Origin of the sequence: Nocardia sp. NPDC050713 (genome assembly GCF_040654315.1) — a bacterium.
GTDB lineage: Bacteria > Actinomycetota > Actinomycetes > Mycobacteriales > Mycobacteriaceae > Nocardia.
Map to the genome: position 1 here is coordinate 205,381 of NZ_JBFAHS010000016.1, position 20,075 is coordinate 225,455.

19 protein-coding genes, 1 rRNA gene and 2 pseudogenes are annotated in these 20,075 nt (G+C 70.0%); 6 read left to right on the plus strand and 16 right to left on the minus strand.

Annotated features, from left to right (window positions below; genetic code table 11):
- Window positions 1-2 precede the first annotated feature (2 nt).
- The 7 genes from AB0H49_RS27155 to steA form a co-directional block, all read right to left on the minus strand.
- Window positions 3-1,022 carry a segregation/condensation protein A gene (locus tag AB0H49_RS27155; protein ID WP_357255507.1) on the minus strand — a complete coding sequence of 340 codons (1,020 nt, stop codon included), beginning with the start codon at window positions 1,020-1,022 and terminating at the stop codon, window positions 3-5.
- Window positions 1,019-1,963 (minus strand): ParA family protein, encoded by a 945-nt coding sequence (locus AB0H49_RS27160; protein ID WP_355003456.1) that lies wholly within the window; start codon window positions 1,961-1,963, stop codon window positions 1,019-1,021. The genes AB0H49_RS27155 and AB0H49_RS27160 overlap by 4 nt, the downstream gene beginning before the upstream one ends.
- A gap of 308 nt (window positions 1,964-2,271) precedes the next feature.
- Entirely contained in the window at window positions 2,272-3,222 is a 951-nt protein-coding gene (gene xerD / locus AB0H49_RS27165; protein WP_355003115.1) for a site-specific tyrosine recombinase XerD, read from the minus strand.
- A 12-nt stretch (window positions 3,223-3,234) separates the two neighbouring features.
- Window positions 3,235-3,894, minus strand: a complete 660-nt coding sequence (locus AB0H49_RS27170) for an NUDIX hydrolase (protein ID WP_357255509.1) — start codon at window positions 3,892-3,894, stop codon at window positions 3,235-3,237.
- Between the two features lie 8 nt (window positions 3,895-3,902).
- Window positions 3,903-5,615 (minus strand): CTP synthase, encoded by a 1,713-nt coding sequence (locus AB0H49_RS27175; protein ID WP_357255511.1) that lies wholly within the window; start codon window positions 5,613-5,615, stop codon window positions 3,903-3,905.
- A gap of 156 nt (window positions 5,616-5,771) precedes the next feature.
- A complete protein-coding gene (locus tag AB0H49_RS27180; RefSeq protein WP_355003112.1) occupies window positions 5,772-6,716 on the minus strand; it encodes a copper transporter in 945 nt (314 codons plus the stop codon).
- Window positions 6,716-7,942 (minus strand): putative cytokinetic ring protein SteA, encoded by a 1,227-nt coding sequence (gene steA / locus AB0H49_RS27185; RefSeq protein ID WP_355003111.1) that lies wholly within the window; start codon window positions 7,940-7,942, stop codon window positions 6,716-6,718. The genes AB0H49_RS27180 and steA overlap by 1 nt, the downstream gene beginning before the upstream one ends.
- A gap of 304 nt (window positions 7,943-8,246) precedes the next feature.
- Between steA and AB0H49_RS27190 the strand changes: the two genes are divergently transcribed.
- From AB0H49_RS27190 to AB0H49_RS27205, 4 genes and pseudogenes are all read left to right on the plus strand, one after another.
- On the plus strand, window positions 8,247-8,642 hold the full coding sequence (locus AB0H49_RS27190) for a nuclear transport factor 2 family protein (RefSeq protein ID WP_355003110.1): 396 nt from the start codon (window positions 8,247-8,249) through the stop codon (window positions 8,640-8,642).
- Between the two features lie 160 nt (window positions 8,643-8,802).
- Entirely contained in the window at window positions 8,803-9,609 is an 807-nt protein-coding gene (locus tag AB0H49_RS27195; RefSeq protein ID WP_357255514.1) for an LLM class flavin-dependent oxidoreductase, read from the plus strand.
- 10 nt (window positions 9,610-9,619) lie between these two features.
- Window positions 9,620-9,970, plus strand: a pseudogene (locus tag AB0H49_RS27200) (hypothetical protein); the annotation flags it as partial.
- 158 nt (window positions 9,971-10,128) lie between these two features.
- Entirely contained in the window at window positions 10,129-10,350 is a 222-nt protein-coding gene (locus AB0H49_RS27205) for a lipopolysaccharide assembly protein LapA domain-containing protein (protein WP_355003108.1), read from the plus strand.
- Between the two features lie 12 nt (window positions 10,351-10,362).
- On the opposite strand, the gene AB0H49_RS27210 is transcribed toward AB0H49_RS27205, so the two are convergent.
- Window positions 10,363-11,550 carry a zinc-dependent alcohol dehydrogenase gene (locus AB0H49_RS27210; protein WP_355003107.1) on the minus strand — a complete coding sequence of 396 codons (1,188 nt, stop codon included), beginning with the start codon at window positions 11,548-11,550 and terminating at the stop codon, window positions 10,363-10,365.
- Between the two features lie 75 nt (window positions 11,551-11,625).
- Entirely contained in the window at window positions 11,626-11,961 is a 336-nt protein-coding gene (locus AB0H49_RS27215) for a hypothetical protein (protein WP_355003106.1), read from the minus strand.
- A gap of 159 nt (window positions 11,962-12,120) precedes the next feature.
- Here AB0H49_RS27215 and AB0H49_RS27220 point away from each other — a divergent pair, with 159 nt between their 5' ends.
- A complete protein-coding gene (locus AB0H49_RS27220) occupies window positions 12,121-12,543 on the plus strand; it encodes an SRPBCC family protein (RefSeq protein WP_355003105.1) in 423 nt (140 codons plus the stop codon).
- Window positions 12,544-12,666: 123 nt separating this feature from the next.
- Here AB0H49_RS27220 and recN read toward each other — a convergent pair whose 3' ends face one another.
- The 6 genes and pseudogenes from recN to AB0H49_RS27250 all read right to left on the minus strand — a co-directional run.
- Entirely contained in the window at window positions 12,667-14,436 is a 1,770-nt protein-coding gene (gene recN, locus AB0H49_RS27225) for a DNA repair protein RecN (RefSeq protein ID WP_357255517.1), read from the minus strand.
- Window positions 14,414-15,406 (minus strand): NAD kinase, encoded by a 993-nt coding sequence (locus tag AB0H49_RS27230; protein WP_355003103.1) that lies wholly within the window; start codon window positions 15,404-15,406, stop codon window positions 14,414-14,416. The genes recN and AB0H49_RS27230 overlap by 23 nt, the downstream gene beginning before the upstream one ends.
- Window positions 15,403-16,224: a TlyA family RNA methyltransferase gene (locus AB0H49_RS27235; RefSeq protein ID WP_067788262.1), complete on the minus strand. Its 822-nt coding sequence runs from the start codon at window positions 16,222-16,224 to the stop codon at window positions 15,403-15,405. Before AB0H49_RS27235 ends, AB0H49_RS27230 begins: the two co-directional genes overlap by 4 nt.
- A 1-nt stretch (window position 16,225) precedes the next feature.
- Window positions 16,226-16,534: a hypothetical protein gene (locus tag AB0H49_RS27240; protein WP_357255519.1), complete on the minus strand. Its 309-nt coding sequence runs from the start codon at window positions 16,532-16,534 to the stop codon at window positions 16,226-16,228.
- A gap of 13 nt (window positions 16,535-16,547) precedes the next feature.
- Window positions 16,548-17,438 carry an HAD-IIA family hydrolase gene (locus tag AB0H49_RS27245; RefSeq protein ID WP_357255521.1) on the minus strand — a complete coding sequence of 297 codons (891 nt, stop codon included), beginning with the start codon at window positions 17,436-17,438 and terminating at the stop codon, window positions 16,548-16,550.
- Between the two features lie 400 nt (window positions 17,439-17,838).
- Window positions 17,839-18,519, minus strand: a pseudogene (locus AB0H49_RS27250) (hypothetical protein); the annotation flags it as partial.
- Between AB0H49_RS27250 and AB0H49_RS27255 the strand changes: the two are divergent.
- Window positions 18,406-19,977, plus strand: a complete 1,572-nt coding sequence (locus AB0H49_RS27255; protein ID WP_357255523.1) for a hypothetical protein — start codon at window positions 18,406-18,408, stop codon at window positions 19,975-19,977. The pseudogene AB0H49_RS27250 and the gene AB0H49_RS27255 overlap by 114 nt on opposite strands.
- Window positions 19,978-19,984: 7 nt before the next feature.
- Here AB0H49_RS27255 and rrf read toward each other — a convergent pair.
- Window positions 19,985-20,075: ribosomal RNA gene (gene rrf / locus AB0H49_RS27260) — 5S ribosomal RNA — on the minus strand; the annotation flags it as partial.

The following is a 20,075-nucleotide window of genomic DNA, read 5'->3' on the forward strand; positions in this document are numbered from 1 at the left end:
CGTCACCCGTAGTCCTCCTCGATCGTCACGGCCTGCGCCGGTGCTCCGTCCTCGGGCTCGCCGATCCAGCTGATCGCGAGCGGTCCGAGCGGATCGGGCTGGTCGAACTCGATGGTCTTGCCCCGGTACAGCTCGAGCAGCGCGAGGAAGCGCGCCACGATCTGCACCGGCATCTCGCAGTCGGCGACCAGCTCGGCGAACGTCGTCCACCCGCCCGCGCCGCGCGCCTTCAGTCGTTCCAGCACCAGCGCGGCCTGCTCGGCGACCGAGATGGCGTGTGCGTGCAGGTGGTCCAGCCCGACCTTAGGCGTCGGGCGCGGGCGGAACGCCGCGGCGGCGATATCGGCGAATCCGGCCGCGTCGACTCCCAGCGTAACCTCGGGCAGCAGACCGGCGAACCGCTCCTCCAGGCCGACCGAGCGCGGATAGCGGCGCAGCGCGACCGCCTCCAGTTCACCGAGCAATTCGGCGACCTGCTTGAACGCCCGGTACTGGAGCAGCCGGGCGAACAGCAGGTCGCGCGCCTCCAGCAGTTCCAGATCCTCGGCGTCGGTGACCTCACCGGAGGGCAGCAGCCGCGCGGCCTTCAGGTCGAGCAGGGTCGCGGCGACGACCAGGAATTCGGTGGTCTGGTCGAGGATCTTGTCCGCGCGCAGCCCGCTCTGCTCGTTCATGCTCGCGGTCATCGCCTTGGTGTAGGCGATGAACTCGTCGGTGACCTGATGCAACGCCACCTCGGTGACGTCCAGCTTGCGCGAGCTGATCAGGGTGAGCAGCAGGTCGAACGGCCCCTCGAAATTGCTGAGCTTGAGCCGGAATCCGGATCCGCCCTGCTCGGCATCGCCCGTGGTCGTCGAATCACGCGGCTCCGCGGCATCACTCGACTCCGCGGCATCGTCCGGTCGCACCGCATCGCCGAATTCCGCGGGTTCACGCGGCTCGTCCGAATCGCCCCGCGCGACAACGTGCGGGCCGATCGTCTGCGTAGTCGTCGTTCGTGCGGGGTCCGCTGCCTCGCTCACCGGCCGGACCGGTGGATGACTTCCCGCGCCATCGACCGATACGCTTCGGCGCCACCGGATTTCGGCGCCCACGTGGTAATGGGTTCACCGGCCACGCTCGCGTCCGGGAAGCGGACGGTGCGCGCGATGGCGGTGTCGTAGACCAGCTCGCCGAAGACCTCGACGACACGCGCCATCACCTGGCGCGAATGTAGTAGGCGGGCATCGAACATGGTGACAACGATGCCGTACAGGCTCAGCCGCGGGTTCAGCCGGTCGCGCACCTTCTCCACGGTGTCGTTGAGCAGCGCGAGCCCGCGCAGCGAGAAGTACTCGCACTCCATCGGAATGATGACGCCGTCGGAGCAGGCCAGCGCGTTGACGGTGAGCAGGCCGAGCGAAGGCTGGCAGTCGATGAGGATGTAGTCGTAGCGGTCGCGCACGGGTTCCAGTGCGCGACCGAGGGTCTGCTCCCTGCCGACCTCGTTGACGAGCTGGATCTCCGCGGCCGAGAGATCGATGTTGCTCGGCAGCAGGTCCATGTTCTCGACCTTGGTCCGCATCAGCACGTCGTCGATGGAGGTGCGGCTGCCGACGAGCAGGTTGTGCACCGTGAGGTCGAGATCGTGGTGGGCGACGCCGAGTCCGGCCGAGAGCGCGCCCTGCGGATCCAAATCGACCAGCAGCACGCGGCGGCCGTATTCGGCCAGTGCCGCGCCGAGATTGATGGTGGAGGTCGTCTTGCCGACTCCGCCCTTCTGGTTGCACATGGCCACGATGAGCGCCTCGCCGTGCCGGGCGACCGGCGGCGGGTCGGGCACCAGGCGCAGTGGGCGTCCGGTCGGTCCCAGTTCCGGGCTCTCCGGAACGGGCTCGACCCCGCTGTCCCACAGCGTTTCCGCCGCGGCGTCCGAGTACCCGTCCGACCGGGGCCCCGTAAGCGGCTGCGCCCCAGCACCCATCGGCGGCTCCGCCGCGCCGGCTGTCGTCACGATCCGCTGCTCCTTAGACGTTCCTGCCCGTTGCCTCGCCGAGCCTAGCGAGGCCGATCGGGCCCGACCTCGCTTTCGTACGGTCCAGCTCTCGGTAGACGCTACCGCTTGACCGCGCGAGACCCGCGCTCGGACACGCGACACCCGCGTTGCTGTCGCGATGCTCTCCCACCCCGACTCGCCGCACGTGTCACGACCGAGCTGCCGGAAGCACTTCGATTTCGGACGATACCCGCTGTCCGGGTCGGCGACGAGCGGTCGACGCCGACGTGCGCGGCTCAGCGGGCGCGCGGATGGGCGGTCGCCCACACCTCGCGCAGCGTGTTCACGGTGACCAGCGTGTAGATCTGGGTGGTCGTCACGGAGGCGTGGCCGAGCAGTTCCTGCACCACGCGCACGTCGGCGCCGCCGTCGAGCAGGTGCGTCGCGAACGAGTGCCGCAGGGTGTGCGGCGAGACGGCCGCGCCGATTCCCGCGCGTTCCGCCGCGGTCTGCAGGACTTGCCAAGCGCTCTGGCGCGACAGCCGCCCGCCGCGCGCGTTCAGGAACAGCGCGCCCGCGACGTTCTTGCCCGCCGCGGCCAGTGTCGGACGCCCGCGCACCAGATAGGCGTCCACCGCCGACAGCGCGGGACGGCCGATCGGCACCATGCGTTGTTTGCCGCCCTTGCCGCGCAGGACGACGGCGCGGTCGTCGGTGTCGAGATCGTCGACGTCGAGGCCGACCATCTCGGAGATGCGCGCGCCCGTGGAGTAGAGCAGTTCCAGCAGGGCGCGGTCGCGCAGCCCGCGCGGTCCGCCGTCGACCGCGTTCTGTTCCTCGTCCGCGATGGCGCCGCCACCCGCCGCCTCCAGCAGGCGCAGCACCTTGTCGTAGGGCAGTGCCTTGGGCAGCCGCCTACCCGGCGCGGGCGGCTTCACCGCGTGCGCGACATCGGTTCTGGTGAGTCCCTCGGCCGCGGCGAAGCGGTGCAGTCCACGCACCGCGATCAACGCGCGCGCCACCGAGCTCGCGGCCAGCGGCGGATGCTGCTCGCCACCGGCGCGCAGGGCGACGGTGAACTCGGCGACATCGGATTCGGCGACACGATCCAATTCGGTGACGCCGCGCCCGATCAGGAAGTCGCGATAGCGATCGAGATCGCGGCGATAGGCGCCGAGGGTGTTGCGCGCGGCTCCGCGCTCGACAGCGAGATGGTCGAGGTAGGAGTCGATCTCGCGCGCGATCACCCTCGAATCCTGTCAGCTTTCCGGCGGTGGCGCCGCTTTACGCCGCAGCAGCGCGGTGGGTTGGCCAGGCCACGGCGCCTCGGCGGGCCGTAGCGGCGTGTCGCCGGAGCGCGCCGCGACGAGGGCGAGCACGCCCGCCACCGCGGTGGCGTTGGTGATCTCCCCGGCCAGCGCCGCGCGCACCGCCTCGGTGACCGGCATCCGGACCAGTTCCAGATCCGCCTCTTCGAACTCCGGGTCCGGCCGGTCGGTGTCGTACAGCCCGCTGGCCAGGTAGACCCGCAGCGCCTCGTCGGTGAATCCCGGCGAGAGCGCCACGTCGACGAGGACCGCCCATTCCCGTGCGGCGAGCCCGGTCTCCTCGGCGAGTTCCCGCTTCGCCGCCGCGAGCGGGTCCTCGCCGGGAATGTCGAGCAGGCCCGCGGGCAGCTCGAGCAGCCGGGCGCCGAGCGGGTGCCGGTACTGGCGGATCAGCACGATGTTGTCGTCGTCATCGATCGCGGCCACCGCGACGGCGGCGTGGTGCTCGACGACCTCGCGTTCCACCACGTGCCCGCCGGGCATCGCCACCCGATCCTGGCGCAGCGCCAGGATCGCGCCGGTGTAGAGCGTCTTGCTCGCGACGGTCTCGAATTCGTGACGTCCCGGCACATCTCCCCCTCTGTCGCTCACTTCGATGCCTATTCCGCGTTCGCCAGTTCCTCGCCGGGGATGTCCACCGGAAGCCGTTCGGCCAGCTTGTATTTCAGCGCCGCCGCGATGAGCGCCGCGAACAGCGGATGCGGGCGGGTCGGGCGGCTCTTGAGCTCCGGGTGCGCCTGGGTGGCGACGAAGAACGGGTGCACGTCGGCGGGCAGCTCGACGAACTCGACCAGGTGCCCGTCGGGCGAGGTGCCGCTGAACCTCAGACCGCTGGTGCCGATCTTGTCGCGGTAGGCGTTGTTCACCTCGTAGCGGTGCCGGTGCCGCTCGGACACGTGCTCGGCGCCGTAGGCCTGCGCGACGACGGACCCCTTCTCCAGGGTCGCCGGGTACGCGCCGAGGCGCATGGTGCCGCCGAGATCGGCCTCGCCCGCCACGACGTCCTTCTGGTCGGCCATGGTGGAGATGACGGGGTGCGTGGTGTCCGGCTCGAACTCGGCCGAGTTGGCATCGGCGAGGCCGACCGAGCGGGCCGCCTCGATCACCACGCACTGCAGGCCGAGGCACAGCCCGAGCAGCGGGATCTTCCTGGTCTTGGCGAAGCGGATCGCGCCGACCTTGCCCTCGATGCCGCGGATGCCGAAGCCGCCGGGGATCAGCACCGCGTCCACGTCGCGCAGCGCGGCCGCCGCGCCGGACTCGGTCTCGCATTCGTCGGAGGGCACCCAGCGGATCTTCACCTTGGCGCGCGAGGCGAACCCGCCCGCGCGCAGCGCCTCGGTGACGGACAGGTACGCGTCGGGCAGGTCGACGTACTTGCCGACCAGCGCGACCTCGACCTCCTCGCGCGGCTGATGCACGCGATCGAGCAGATCGCCCCACACGGTCCAGTCCACGTCGCGGAACGGCAGGCCGAGCCTGCGCACCACGTAGGCGTCCAGGCCCTCGCGGTGCAGCACCTTCGGGATGTCGTAGATGGAGGGAGCGTCGGGGGTGGAGATGCAGGCGTCCACGTCGACGTCGCACATCAGCGCGATCTTGCTCTTGAGCGCCTGCGGCACCTCGCGGTCGCAGCGCAGGATCAGCGCGTCGGGCTGGATGCCGATGTTGCGCAGCGCGGCCACCGAGTGCTGGGTCGGCTTGGTCTTCAGCTCGCCCGAGGGCGCCAGGTACGGCACCAGCGAGACGTGCAGGAAGAAGACGTTGTCGCGGCCCACGTCGTGGCGGATCTGCCGGGCGGCCTCCAGGAAGGGCTGCGACTCGATGTCGCCGACGGTGCCGCCGATCTCGGTGATCACCACATCGGGCGTCTGCCCCTGCAGATCGGGGCCGCTCATCGCGAGGATGCGGCTCTTGATCTCGTCGGTGATGTGCGGGATCACCTGCACCGTGTCGCCCAGGTACTCGCCGCGGCGCTCCTTGGCGATCACCGACGAATAGATTTGCCCCGTGGTCACATTCGCGTCGCGGGACAGGTCCCGGTCGAGGAATCGCTCGTAGTGGCCGACGTCCAGATCGGTCTCGGCGCCGTCCTCCGTCACGAACACCTCTCCGTGCTGGAACGGATTCATGGTGCCCGGATCGACGTTCAGATAAGGGTCGAGTTTCTGCATGGTGACGCGCAGACCGCGCGCCGTCAGCAGCTGACCGAGGCTCGAAGCGGTAAGGCCTTTACCCAATGAGGACGCGACACCACCGCTGACGAAGATGTGTTTGGTAGCGGTTCGCGTCTGAATCCGTGTTTGACCCACGGGTCTTCACGGTAACACGTCCGAGCCCGGTGAAACGAACGCCACGCACGTTTGCTGACCGATCGCCAGAACTCGGTCAGAGCGGCGGGTCTGCGACTGTGAGCGGGATCGCCCGGCGGCGTTCGCACGTGCGGCGGATAGCGGCGGTCCGCGAGTTCAGCCCGGCAGCGCGGCGAGGGTGAGCGAGGTCGCCTTCGCGCCGGTGCCGTATCGCCCCGCGCCGCCGTTGAGCTGTTCGCTGAGCCCGAGGACGGCGGTGACCCTGCCGATCTCCCGATTCAGATTGTCCACGGTGGTCAGGGTGGTGGCCAGCGTCGCGTCGGACCGGGCGGACGCGATCGGTCCCGCGCCCTCGGCCGCGCCGGAACGGCCCGCGAGCACCACGCCCGCGCCGCGCCCGCGCAGTCCGCCCGCGAACCGGGCCAGATTCGAACCTTGGCTGTTCTCCGCGGCTTTCGCGCCGTTGCCGGTCACCACCACCGCGAGCTGGGCGGGCTGCACCGGCGTGTCGCCGTAGGCGAGGAAGCCGCCCCCGCGCAGGGTCTCCAGCACCAGGCTCAGCTCCTGCTGGGTGCTGCGCGGTTGCGCGGTGGCCGGATCGAGCAGCAGCACCAGGCCGAGCAGATCGCCCGCCATGCTGCCCTGGTCGACGCCGCCGGTGCGCAGCTGCGCGCCAGCCGGGATGACGTTGGTGATCGCGGTGCGCAGCCGGTCGCCTTCGGTCGCGTCGGTGAACGCGTCGGTCAGCGCGATCGGGCCCGCCACCGTCGCGCCCGCGGTCTGGATGCCCTTCGACACCGCCTCGATATCGGCGGCGTCCGCGTCCGGAGTGGTGAAGATTACGACCGAGCGAGCGCCGAGTGCACCGCCCAGAATGCGGTCCGCGGAGCCCGCGATGAACCGGTCGGCGGCGTCGAGCTGGTCGGTGCGATGGCGGTTCTGTTCGCCGAGCGCGTCGACCTGCTGACGCAGTTCGGTCTTGTCCGCGCGCAGTCCGGAGAGCAGGTCCGCGGCGAGCGTCTGCGAGCCGAGCACCACGCCGATGGCGAGCGCGAGGAAGACGGCCACGAGGGAGGTCGCGTGCTGGCGCAGTGAGATCATTACCGCCCCTGAGTGTTCGACAGGTCTTGTAGGAGGCCCTCGGCCCGAACCGAGAGGCGGTTCCAGGTGTCGACGCCCCAGTCGAGCAGTTCGCCGCCGGAGTTGGAGGCGAGCAGCACCACGATGACCGCGATCAGCGCGGCCAGCACCACCATCGCGATCGCCACGCCCGACACCCGGTTGCGGTACAGGGTGGCGACGGCCTTGGCGTCCATCAGCTTGGTGCCGAGCTTGAGTCTGGTCAGGAAGGTGGCCGGGTTGCTGTCGCGGCGGCCGCGGTCGAAGAAGTCGTCCAGCGAGGCGGCCGCGCCGACGGTCACGATCAGCGCGGCGCCGTGGTGGTGGGCCAGCAGCAGCGCGAGGTCGGCGGGCGCGCCGGAGGACGGGAAGGTGGTCGCGCCGATGCCCAGATCCTGGATGCGCTCCAGGCCCTTGGCGTGGCCGTCGGTGTCGGCGGGCAGGATGACCTCCGCGCCGCACTTCATGGTCGCCGAGGTGATCTCTTCCGGATCGCCGACGATCAGATCGGGCCGGTAGCCCTGCTTCACCAGGGTGTCCGCGCCGCGGCCGACGCCGACCATGATCGGTGTGTACTCCTTGACGAACGGCTTGAGCCGCTTCAGGTCGTCGGCGTGGTCGGGGCCGTCGGCCACCACGACCACGTGCCTGCGCTTCATGTCGAGCTCCAGCTCGGGAACGCCGATGCCGTCGATGAGCAGCGCGCTCTCGGTGCGGACGTACTCGATGGTGTTGCCCGCGAAGGCTTCCAGGTGATCGGCCAGTCCGTTGCGTGCCTCGATCATCCGCTCGGCGACGGTGGCCTCGGTGAGCTCGATGGCCTCGACCAAGACCTCCGGCTCCTTCTTGGTCAGCTTGTCCGCGTAGACGACGCCCCCGTCGATGCGGACCCGGCTGCCGTCCTTGATCTTGGTGAAGGCGTCGGAACTGACCGTGTCCAGCAGCGGAATGCCGTTGGACACCAACACTTCCGGGCCCAGGTTCGGGTAGCGGCCGGAGATCGAGGGCGAGGTGTTGATCACCGCGACCACACCCGCCTCCACCAGCCGATCGGCGGTGATCCGATCCAGGTCCATCTCGTCGAGTACGACGACATCGCCGGGACCGATCCGTCGCAGCAGGCGCCGGGTGTTGCGATCCACCCGGGCCGTCCCGGTCAGACCGGGCAGCGTTTCGGTGTTCTTCGACAACAACGCCAGCATCCTCATGGCCCGATGATGGCCGCAAACTCTCAACCACTGGTGGAGGCGCGCCGGAACCACCCGCCCCATTCGTCACAGTGATACAAGCCTGTCCCATTTTCGAACCGACCGGACTGGTTGCCTCCACGTCGCACGCGTCTCGGACAGCGCTGCCGCTCGAGGCATGAGTTTGCGACGCCGCGCTGCGCGTCGTCGCCCGCGCCGGACTGGCGCAGCCGACCATGCAGGAAGTCACCAAGCCCGAAACGCTGACATGGTGGGTTCCTTTCGTCCAAGCCGCCTGCGCCCACGCGGTCTACCGTGCTTCGGTATGAGGAGCTCAGGGACAATCGAGAATGGATCGGTCGCGGAAGAGATCCGGCGGCGTTATGACGAGTGGCTGGCGGCGCTGGTAGCCAACGATGCCCGGCTGATCGCCGAATTCGTCTCCGACGACTGGGTTTTCGTTTCGTCGAACGGCGTGTCGGAGGGGGCGCGATTTCTCGAGTTGGTCGGCGCCGGGACGCTGAGCCACTCGATGATGGAGCGGGTCGGCGAGCCTCGGATCCAGGTGTACGGGGACGTCGCGACGCTGACGGTGCGGGTTCGCAATACGGCGCACTACGAGGGCGGGCGCGTCGACGCCGACGAATGGACCACCGATGTGTTCGTGCGTCACGACGGACGCTGGCTGTGCGTGCTCACCCAACTCACCGACGCCGCCTGATCTCGTGCGCCGGTTCAGGTGCGCCTGGTGCGATCGGACGCGAGATTCCCGCACTGTCGAAATCACTGATGAGCAGAAGATTTCGCGGTGAGCGTCGGTGACATGAGGATGAGCTTTCGCGACATTGGCCGCGGTCGGAGCCGCTCGTAACGTCGCGGGCATGACTTTGCAGCTCGGCGTCATCCTGCCCACCTCCTCCCCTGATCCCGAACACCCGATGCTCGGTGACGTCCGTGCGGCCGCGAGCTTCGCCGAAGCGGCGGGGCTCGAATTGGTCTGGGCCGCAGATCATTTGGTGGCCAGCGGCCCGATTCTGGACAGCACGGTGGTGCTGGCCACGGCGGCCGCCGCGACCCACCGCGTGCGCGTCGGCTACGGGGTGCTGATCCTCGCCCTGCGCCCGGTCACTTGGGCGGCCAGGCAGATCGGCGCGTTGCAGTATGTGTCGGACAACCGCCTGTTGCTCGGCGTCGGCACCGGCAATCCGGCCCACGGCGACGTCGGTTGGCGCGCGGCGGGCGCGTCCTTCGCCGAGCGCGGCCCACGCACCGACGAGGCGCTGCGCCTTCTCCCCGACCTGGTCGCCGGAAAACCGGTGACCCTCACCGACGGAACCGAACTCGCCCTCGCCCCCGTCGCGACGATGCCACCGGTTCTGGTCGCGGGCGACGGTCCACGGGCGCGGCGGCGGGCGGCCGAGTACGCCGACGGCTGGATCACGATCGGCGCGAGTCCCGCGCAAGTCTCCGCGAGCGCACGCGAATTGTCCACGCTCCCCGACGGATACGGTCGCACCGCGCCGACGATCACCGTGGTCGCCCCGCCGCTGGCCACCGCTCCCGGGCAGGCCGCCGACCAACTGGCCGAATACGCCACCGCCGGCGCCGAACGGGTGATCCTCGCGCCGTCGCCCACGGGGTGGGAGGCGAGCTACGAGTTCGCCGCCGAGCTCCAGCAGTCACTGTGAACCTCGGAAATCGGCCTCCACACTGATGCAAGCGCTGCCCTACCGGGACTGGATCATCATCGGCGTCGGCCTGGACTCCGACGAGCGCGGCAACCCGCCGCGCAAGTTCGCCGCCGCATTCGAACGGGCTCGCCGCGAGGGCTTCTTGCTCACCATGCACTGCGACATCGATCAACCCGACTCCCGCGAACACATCCGCCAAGCGCTGGAGGAGATCAGCGTCGACCGGCTCGACCACGGCACCAACATCGTCGAGGACGACCGGCTGGTGGAGCTGGCCCGCAATTCCGCGTCTTGGCTGACCCCGGCGCGCCTGGACGGCTACCTCCGCGAGATCGACGCCTACGTCGCCAACAGCTGAGGTCGAGGCGGCAATTACATGTCATCGCCGCCGCCACTCGAGCGCCTCGGCTACATTGAAGCGACTTCTCAATGCCGAGCACGTTCGCGGCGTCGCCGAGGTCGGGAGCGGCGACGGCACGGCAGGCGACGGCGCACCCGGGCAGAGAGGATCGACCGATGGCCACCGAATCCCGTTCGTTCTTGTCGCGGATCTCGCCGACGCAATGGGCCGCGCTCGCTCTGACGGTGCTCGCGGTGCTGTTCGTCCTGGAGAACCGCACCAAGGTGACGATCGAATTCCTGCTGATCAGCGTGCAGTCGCCGATGTGGCTGATCCTGCTCGTCATGTTCGCCGTCGGCTGGATCGCCGGCGTGCTGACGATGCGCAAGCGGCGCTAGGCAGGGCCTAGATCAGGCGCTCGGTTCCAGCACGATCTTCACCGCGCCGTCGGACTTCTGCTGGAACATCGCGTAGGCCTCCGGCGCGGCGGACAGCGGAAGACGGTGCGTGGCAAAGGATTCCACGCCGAGCGGATCGCCGTCCACCAGCAGCGGCATGATGTCGTCGACCCAGCGGGTGACGTTCGCCTGGCCCATGCGCAGCTGGATCTGCTTGTCGAACAGCACCCGCATCGGAATCGGATCGACCATTCCGCCGTACACGCCGACCAGCGAGATCGTCCCGCCCCTGCGCACGATGTCGATCGCCGAGTGCAGTGCGGCGAGACGATCGATACCGGCGTTGTCCATCAGCTTCTGCGCCACGGCGTCCGGCAGGTAGGCCGCGGAGCGCTGGGCGATCGAGGCGAACGGCGAGCCGTGCGCCTCCATACCGACGGCGTCGATCACCGCGTCGGTCCCCCGGCCTTCGGTGATCTCCCGGATCACGTCGCCCAGCGGCGCGCCGACCGCCTCGAAGTCGAGCACCTCGATGCCGCGCGCGGCGACCCGCGCCAGACGCTCGGGCACACGATCGACGCCGATCACCCGGTAGCCGTGCTGCGCGGCGACCCGGCAGGCCATATCACCGATGGGACCGAGACCGAGCACGGTGACCGAGCCGCCGTCCGGCACCCCGGCGTACTCGACGGCCTGCCACGCCGTGGGCAGCACGTCCGAAAGGTAGAGGAAACGGTCGTCATCGGGGCCCTCGGGCACCTTGATGTGCGTGTGCTCGGCGTACGGCACCCGCAGGTATTCGGCCTGCCCGCCAGGCACCTGTCCGTAGAGCTTGGAATAACCGAACAGGGCGGCGCCGCTGCCGTAGTCGCGGACCTGCGTTGTCTCGCACTGGGTCGGCAGACCCGCCGCGCACATCACGCATCGACCGCAGCTGATCTGGAAAGGCACCACCACCCGGTCGCCCTTCGCCAGACCGGTCACCTCCGAGCCGACCTCCTCGACGATGCCCATGGGTTCGTGCCCGAGCACGTCGCCCGCGCTCATGTACGCGCCGAGCACTTCGTAGAGGTGCAGATCGGAACCGCAGATGCCCGAGGACGTCACCCGCACGATGGCGTCGGTGGGCGATTCGATGCGCGGATCCGGCACGGAATCGACCGATATCTTGCGCCTGCCCTGCCACGTCACGGCCTTCATGCGGGTCTCCTCGCCGAGTGTTCGGATATACCGGCGGCGTTGATGAGCCGTCGGACGAAGTCTTTCCAGGCCGCGTCAGTCCTCGTCGTCGAGCGAGGTCACGCCCGTGACGACGGTGATGGCGAACGACTGGGTGTTCAGGCACCCCGCGGTCACCGTGCTGCCCGCGGCGAATCCGCCGCGGCTCTCCCCGGCCCGCGCCATGTCGAAGCGGCTCCCCTGCTGCTCGGCCGAGCCGATCAGCGCGCAGGTCCACTGCTCGCCCTCCGGGTTGCTGCCGACCGCGATGCTGCCTTCCTCGGCGGTGTCGGCGGTGAGCGTCGGGGCCGCGGCGGCCAGCGCGCCGCCGAGCACGACCGCCGAGGCGGCGGCCGCGGTGATGAACGCCAAGCGAAGACCCGTTCGGAACATGGTCGTCCTCCTGATTTTCGGCTGTCGATGTACCCGCAGTTGCCCGTCAGCGCGGACCGAAACCGAATCGACGGAATGTGACCGCGCCTACACGGCACTCCGGCGCGTGACGTGGTACCTATACACTTCCGTCACAGACAGCTCGAAGAGGAGAAACGCATGGCCAGCAGCACCGTCGACGCCGTAATCCCCGCCCCGCGCGAGGCCGTCTACAAGTTCTTCGCCGAACGGGACGGCATCAACGGCCACCTCCCCGGCGTGCAGTTCACCCTGAAGAAGCCGGGCTCCCCGACGCCCTCGGGTGTGGGCGCTCAGTACGTGGTGGGCCGCGGTACCGTCGGCTTCATCGAGGAGACCACCAAGCTGGTGCCCGGCGAGCGGATGGAATACAAGATCGTCAAGGGCGTCCCCGTGAAGCGCCACGTCGGCATCGTGACCTTCGCCGACGCCGAGGGCGGCACCCGGGTGACGTACACGATGGAGTCGGAGCCGAGCTTGCCGGTGCCGGCCAAGGCGGTCGAGGCCGGCCTGCGGGTCCTGATCAACCAGTTCATCAAGGGCGCGCAGAAGGCGTTCCGCTGATCACTCCGGCCGCACTGGGTTCTCACCAGCCACTCTGAGCCCGGGACGCGCGCCGAAAAGACTTGCGTGACGAGGCCCTCGCCCCGAAGTACTTTCGGGACGAGGGCCTTCGCGTTCGGGACTTCAGGCGGTGGCGCGCTCGGCGCGGGCGGTCTCCAAGAGTTCCTCGGCGTGCGCGCGACCGGTCTCGGTGTCCTCCAGACCGGCGAGCATGCGGGCCAGCTCGATGACGCGCTCGTCCTTGGTGAGCGCACGAACCCCGCTGTTGACCTTGCCCTTGCCGTCATCGGACTTGTCCACCACCAGATGCGTGTCGGCGAACGCCGCGACCTGGGGCAGGTGCGTCACCACGATGACCTGGTGAGTGCGCGCCAGCCTGGCCAACCTGCGGCCGATCTCCACCGCGGCCCGGCCGCCGACACCGGCGTCGACCTCGTCGAACACCATCGTCGCGCCGTGATCGGAACTGGCGAGCACCACCTCGAGCGCGAGCATCACCCGCGACAGCTCGCCACCGGAAGCGCTCTTGCTCAACGGCAGCGACTGCGCGCCCGAATGCGCGGAGAGCCGGAACTCGACCTCGTCCACACCGGACGAACCCGCGTGCAGTTCGGCGCCGTCGACGGTCAGCGGCGCGGAATCCTGGGCGCCCGCGGGCACCGGACGCACCTCGACCTCCAACCGCGCCTTCCCCATCGCCAGACCACCGAGCTCGGCGCTGACCGCCGCGGCCAGCTTGCCCGCGGATTTGGTGCGGGCCGCGGTGAGCTTGCGGGCCGCCGCGCGCACGCGTTCGGCGGCGATGTCGACCTCCGCGGCAAGCTTGGTCAGTGCCTCCTCGGAAACGTCGAGCGAATCCAACCGGGCGCGCGCCTCGTCGGCCCAGGCGATGACGCCGTCGATGTCGGGCGCGTACTTGCGTGTGAGGCTCTTGAGTTCGGCCTGCCTGGTCAGCAGCGAATCGAGCGCGCCGGGATCCGACGGCAGGTCGGAGAGGTAACCGCTCAGCTCGGTGGTCAGGTCGACGACCACCGCGATGGCCTCGCCCAGCCGCGGCGCGAGCGCGGACAGGGCCGGATCGTCGGCCGATTCCAGCCGCGAGCGCGCGGCGCCGAGCAATTCCAGTGCGCCGGAACCGTCTTCGGGCGCGTCGGCAGGTCCGGCGAGCGCGTCGTGCGCGGTCGCCGCGGCCTCGCGCAACGAATCCAGGTCGCTCAGTCTGCGCACCTCACCGACGATCCGCACGTCCTCGCCGGGTTCGGGTGCGATGGCGTCGATCTCGGCGAGCGAGTGCTTGAGCCGATCGGCCTCCAACGCCAATTCCCTGCTGCGCGCGGTGCGTTCGAGCAGCTCGTTGCGTGCGTCCAGCCAGGAGCGGCGGTGCACCTGATACTTGCGCAGCAGCGGGCCGACGGTCTCGGACGCGAACTGGTCGAGCGCGTTGAGCTGCTGTTCCGGGCGTTGCAGGCGCAGCTGGTCGTTCTGTCCGTGCACGGTCAACAGCGGCGCGGTGAAATCGGCGAGCACCGAGGCGGGCACACCGCGCCCGCCGAGATGCGCACGCGAGCGTCCGTCGCTGCCGACCGTGCGGATCGCGATGATGCTGCCGTCGTCGTCGGCCTCGGCCGCCGCCGACTCCAGCACCTGCCCGACCTCGGTGCGGGCGGCCTCGTTCACGTCCTCGACGGTGAACCGGCCCTCCACGACCGCGCGCGCCGCGCCCAGCCGCACCCGTCCCGCGTCCGCGCGGGCGCCGCTCAGCAGATGCAAGCTGGTCACCACCATGGTCTTGCCCGCGCCGGTCTCACCGGTCAGGACGGTGAGACCCTCGTGGAACTGCGCCGTGGCCGTGGATATGACGCCGAGGCTGTCAATCCTGATCTCTGTCAGCACGTGTGCTCTCCGTTCGCCGTCGGCCTCGCCAGCCGGTCACAGGCAACTGGAACTTGCGCACCATCCGGTCCGCGAACGGCGCGGAGTCCAACCGCACCCAGCGCACCGGTTCGGCGCCGCGGACGGCCTCGACGCGGCCGCCCTTCGGCAGCGCCATGGTGCGCCTGCCGTCCAGGAAAACTATCGCATCGTGGCCCGTGGCAACGGATTCCACCGCGATCCTTGACTCCGGGCTGGTCACCAGCGGCCGCGCGAACAGGGCGTGCGCGTTGCTCGGGATCACCAGAAGCGCCTCCAGCTCCGGCCACACCACCGGACCACCTGCCGAGAAAGCGTAGGCCGTGGAACCGGTCGGCGTGGAGACCAGGATGCCGTCGCAGCCGAACGACGAGACGGGGCGCCCGTCGACCTCGAGCACCACCTCCAACACGCCCATCCGCGAAGCGTTCTCGATGCTGGCCTCGTTCAACGCCCAGCCGGTCTCCACCACCTCGTCGTCCACCCGGACCGACAGGTCGATCGTCATCCGGTGTTCGATGCGGTAATCGCCGCGCACCACCTGGCCCAAGGCCTCGTCCAAGTGCTCGGCCTCGGCCTCGGTGAGAAAACCGATGCGCCCCAGGTTGATTCCCAGCACCGGCACCGACGCGGGACGCGCCAGTTCGGCGGCGCGCAGGAACGTGCCGTCACCGCCGAGCACCAGCACCATCTCGCAGCCGACCGCGGCGTGCGGGCCGTGCTCGACCACCCGCACCGGGTAGCCGCCCGGCGCCGCGAGGGCCACCGCGTCCGGCCCGGCCTCGACGTCGAAGCGGGTGCTGTCGGCCTCGTCGTCCAGAACCCGCAGCCCGATTCCCGCCTCGGTGAAGATCTTCGCCACCCGGTGGGCGGTCTCGATGATCTCGGCCCGGCCCGGATGCGAGACCAGCAGGATCTCCCGGCCGCCGGATTCCGGCGCCACCGCGTTCACTGTGGACCCTCCTCAACCGCACGCTCGACCAGAGCAGCGACCTGCTCCGCGTCGTATTCGAACTGCCCGTCCTTGCGCAGCCACAGAAAGTATTCGACATTGCCCGACGGACCCGGCAGCGGGCTGGCCACCGCGCCGAGCGTGCGCAGCCCGTGCTCGGCGGCCGCCGCGGCGACCGTCCGCACGGCCTCCGCGCGCAGCGCCGGATCCCGCACCACACCGCCGGAGCCGACCCGTTCCTTGCCGACCTCGAACTGCGGTTTCACCATGGGCAGCAGGTCGGCGCCGTCGGCGGCGCAGGCGGCGAGGGCGGGCAGCACCAAGCCGAGCGAGATGAAGGACAGGTCACCGACGACGAGTTCGACCGTGCCGTCGATGAGTTCGGGTGTCAGATTGCGGACGTTGGTGCGGTCGTACACGCGCACCCGGTCGTCGTTCTGCAACCGCCAGATCAGCTGGCCGTACCCGACGTCGACGGCCACCACCTCACGCGCGCCCCTGCTGAGCAGCACATCGGTGAACCCGCCGGTGGACGCGCCCGCGTCGAGACAGCGCTTGCCCGCGACACGCACGCCCTCGGCCTCGAATCGCTCCAGCGCGCCGAGGAGTTTGTGCGCGCCGCGCGAGGCCCACTGCACCTCGTCGGGCTCCTCCCGCACCAGCAGCGGGGTACCCGCCTCCACCGCGGTCGCCGGTTTGGTGGCGACCGATCCAGCAATCAGGACCCGACCCGCGCCGATCAGCTCGACCGCGTGCTCCCGCGATCGCGCCAACCCGCGGCGAACGAGTTCGGCGTCCACTCGCGCGCGCCTGGCCACCTCAGATCTTGTCCACCGTAGCCAGGGCCTGGACCAGCACGTCGTGTGCCTGCTCCAGGATGCGCGCGCGCCGGGTGATGTCGACGCCGGATTCCGCGCTCTCCGGGGCCGCCCCGAAGGCGGCGCCGCGCGCGTCGAGCTCGGCGAGCAGGCTGTCGATCTCGCCGCGGATCCGGTCCGGGTCGGCGGGCTCCGGGCGACCTTGCGCGCCGGGCAGATGCCTGCCGGGCAGCGGGATGCCGGGGCGGGGCGCGTTCGGTCCGGAACCGGGCACGCCGGGTCCCTGCGGGCGGGGCGTCGGAGTAGTCATCGTGTTGCCAACGCTATCGGATTTCCGAATCGGGCGCGCGCACGGTCACCGCCCGACCGGGGTAGCGCCGGAGCCGCTCGGACAGGTCGTCGGTCGAGTCGTCGTCGACCGGCGGGTGGTTCAGCGCGTCCAGGGAATCCGCGACGTAGGTGGGGATGCGTGTCTCGGGTGCGGTGCGCAGCTCGTCCAAGGTGCTCACGCCGGTCAGCACGAGCAGCGATTCGAGTCCGACGCGCTGCGCGCCCTCGATGTCGGTGTCCATCCGGTCCCCGACGACCAGTGCGCTGCGGGTTCCGGCGCGCACCAGCGCGTCCTCCAGCAGCGGCGCGTACGGTTTGCCCGCGACGATCGGCTCGCGGTCCGAGGCGGCGCGCAGCGCGGCGACCATCGCGCCGTTGCCCGGTGCGAGACCGCGTTCGTTCGGCAGGGTCTTGTCGGTGTTGGCCGCCACCCAGAGCGCGTCGGCACGCAGCGCGTAGGCGGCCTCGGCCAGATCCGGCCAAGCCGTCTGCGGCGAATGCCCCTGCACCACGGCGGCGGGCACGGTCCCGTCGAAGCGGCGGATGCCGCGCAAGCCGACCGCGTCGACCTCGGCGACCAGATCGTCGGTGCCGACGACGAGCACTTCGGCGCCGGGGCGCAGGCGTTCGGCCAGCAACCGCGCGGCCGCCTGGGCACTGGTCACCACGTCTTCAGCGGTCGCGGGGAAACCCAGGTCCGCCAGATGTTCGGCCACCACCTCCGGGCCGCGACTCGCGTTGTTGGTGACGTACACGAGCCGCTGCTCCGACTCGCCGTTGCCCGCCAACGCTTCCGGCGCACCCTCGATCACCGCCGAACCGCGATACAGCGTGCCGTCCAGGTCCAGCAACAGGGCTTCGTAGCGATCTCGTAGCCGCTTCACACCACTCTCACTTCGTGTCACCGTGCCGTGCCCAATTCCGTGCGCGCCCAAGGCTCGTCGCGCCGCTCGCCGTGGATCGATCCGCCATGGCCGAGTCGCGGCGCACGCCCGCCGATCCGAGCGCCTCGACCACACGCCGAGGCCTCGACCCTACGTCAGGCGGCCGACAGATAGGGCATCGCGTTGCCGAGCACACAGCGCCGGGCGGACGATCCGGCCCAACGTGCTGAGCACGGCTTCGGTCGCCCACGGGTTGCGAAACCCGTTCCGCGACGGCGCTTCACGGTCGGCCCCTCAGCCGCCGCGCATCGAGCGCCTGAAGCGGCGTGGCGCAGTGTGGACCCGGCGACGATTACAACGCGGCCGCGTTTGCCGCGCAGTCCAGCGCGGTCGGTGCGGACTACAGGTCGGTGTCGCCGGTCAGTTCGTCGGCGCGTTCCTCGGCGTCGGTCTCGCCGTCGAGGTCGGCGGAGGCCGCGTTGAGGAACCAGGTCAGGCCCTCGTCGGTGCGACCCGCGGCGACCAGGGCGTCGGCGTAGGCGTAGAACAGGCGAGCCGCAGCGGAGCCGGTGCGCTCCGGGTCGAGGTCGGACGTTTGCAGCGTCACCACGGCCTGGTCGTACTGGCCGAGATCCATGCGCGCACCCGCCACGACGATGCGCAACTCGGTGGCCTCGTCACCGCTCAGCGTGCGGGCTTCGTCGCTACGCCCCAGCTCGATCGCGCGCTCGGGACGACCGAGACCGCGTTCGCAGTCGGCCATCACGGCGAGCAGACCGTGCCCGCCGGACATGCGCCGGGCAGTACGCAGCTCGGACAGCGCTTCCGCCCACTCGCCCGCGTGGTAAGCGACGACGCCCGCGGTCTCACGCACCACCGCGATCCGGCCCGCGCGCTGTCTGGCGGCGCGTGCGTGCGCGAGCGCCAAGCGCGGATCGTCCTCGACGAGGCGGACCGCCATCACCAGGTGCCGCGCCACGGTCTCGGCATTGCCCTTGTCCAGGCTCAGCAGATCGCGACGGACGGCGGTGTCCAAATCGGACGCCTGCACGTCGTCCGGCAGATCAGGTTCCTCGGGACGCGGCGGGCGCCGATCCATGGAACGGCCACCGGTGCGAGCGCCCTCGCCACCGCGACGACGATCCTGCTGCCCGCGGTCGTACTCGCCCGATTCGCTCCGGCGCTTGAAACCGCCCTGATCGCCGCTCTCGCCGCGATCGAAACCACGATCCTCGGCATCGCCGCGACCGCCTTCGCGCCGAGCGAAGTCGGGACGATCACCACGGCGCTGGAAACCGCCGCGTTCTCCGGAGTCACCGCGGCGCTCGTATCCGCCACGCTCACCCTCGCCGCGCCCGGAGAACCCGCGCCGTTCGCCGGAATCCCCGCCGCGGTCGAAACCGCCACGCTCGCCGCGTGGCTTGAAGCCTTTGTCATCGGAGTCACGGCGCGGCTTGAATCCGCCACGTTCTCCGGAATCGCCGCGCCGCTCGTAACCACCGCGCTCGCCCGAGCCGCCGCGGCCGAACCCGCCACGCTCTTCGGAACCACCGCGCTGGTACCCACCGCGCTCGGAACCACCACGATCGAAGCCACCACGCTCACCGGAACCGCCACGGCGCTCGAACCCGCCACGCTCGCCCGAGCCGCCACGGCGCTCGTAACCACCGCGTTCACCCGATCCGCCACGGTTGAATCCGCCACGCTCGCCCGAGCCGCCGCGGCTGAACCCGCCACGCTCTTCGGAACCGCCGCGCTGGTACCCACCGCGCTCGGAACCACCACGATCGGAACCACCACGCTCACCGGAACCGCCACGGCGCTCGAAGCCGCCGCGATCTCCCGAGCCGCCGCGCTGGAATCCACCGCGCTCGCTGGAACCGCCGCGACCGTAGCCGCCGCGATCCTCGGAGCCACCGCGTGGCTTGAAGCCTTTGTCATCGGAGTCGCGGCGCGGCTTGAATCCGCCACGTTCTCCGGAATCGCCGCGGCGCTCGTAACCGCCGCGTTCGCCCGACTCTCCCCGGCGCTGGAAACCACCGCGCTCTTCGGAAGAACCGCGCGAACTATAACCGCCGCGCTCGCCGGAGCCCTCACCGCGCCGGAAACCGCCGCGACGTTCGCCGCCGCGGTCGAAACCGCCGCGACTATCGGAGTCCTCGCGTCTTCCAGAACCACCACGGCTACCGGGGTCCTCGCGGCGCTGGAAGCCACCGCGTCCACCGGACTCACCGCGTTCACCGGACCCGCCTTTGCGGTCGAAACCGCCGCGCGAAGATCCGTACGAGCCACCCGTGCCGCGAGACGGCCGGTCCGAACCGGCGTCGCGCTGACCCGAGGAGGAAGCGCTACGTCGGAATGGCTTCCGACCGTCGTTGTCTTCGGACACGGTGATCCCCTTCTAGGTTCCGCTGAGGTTGTTCAGGGCCCCATCAAATTGAATCACGTGCCGTCGGCGGGGCTCGGACTCGACGGCGCCAGGGGCGCTAAAGCGCCCCAAACGACGATAGGGGACCCAGAATTGGGTCCCCTATCGTGAAAGGATGTTCCGGCGGTGTCCTACTCTCCCACACCCTGTCGAGTGCAGTACCATCGGCGCAGGTGGCCTTAGCTTCCGGGTTCGGAATGGGACCGGGC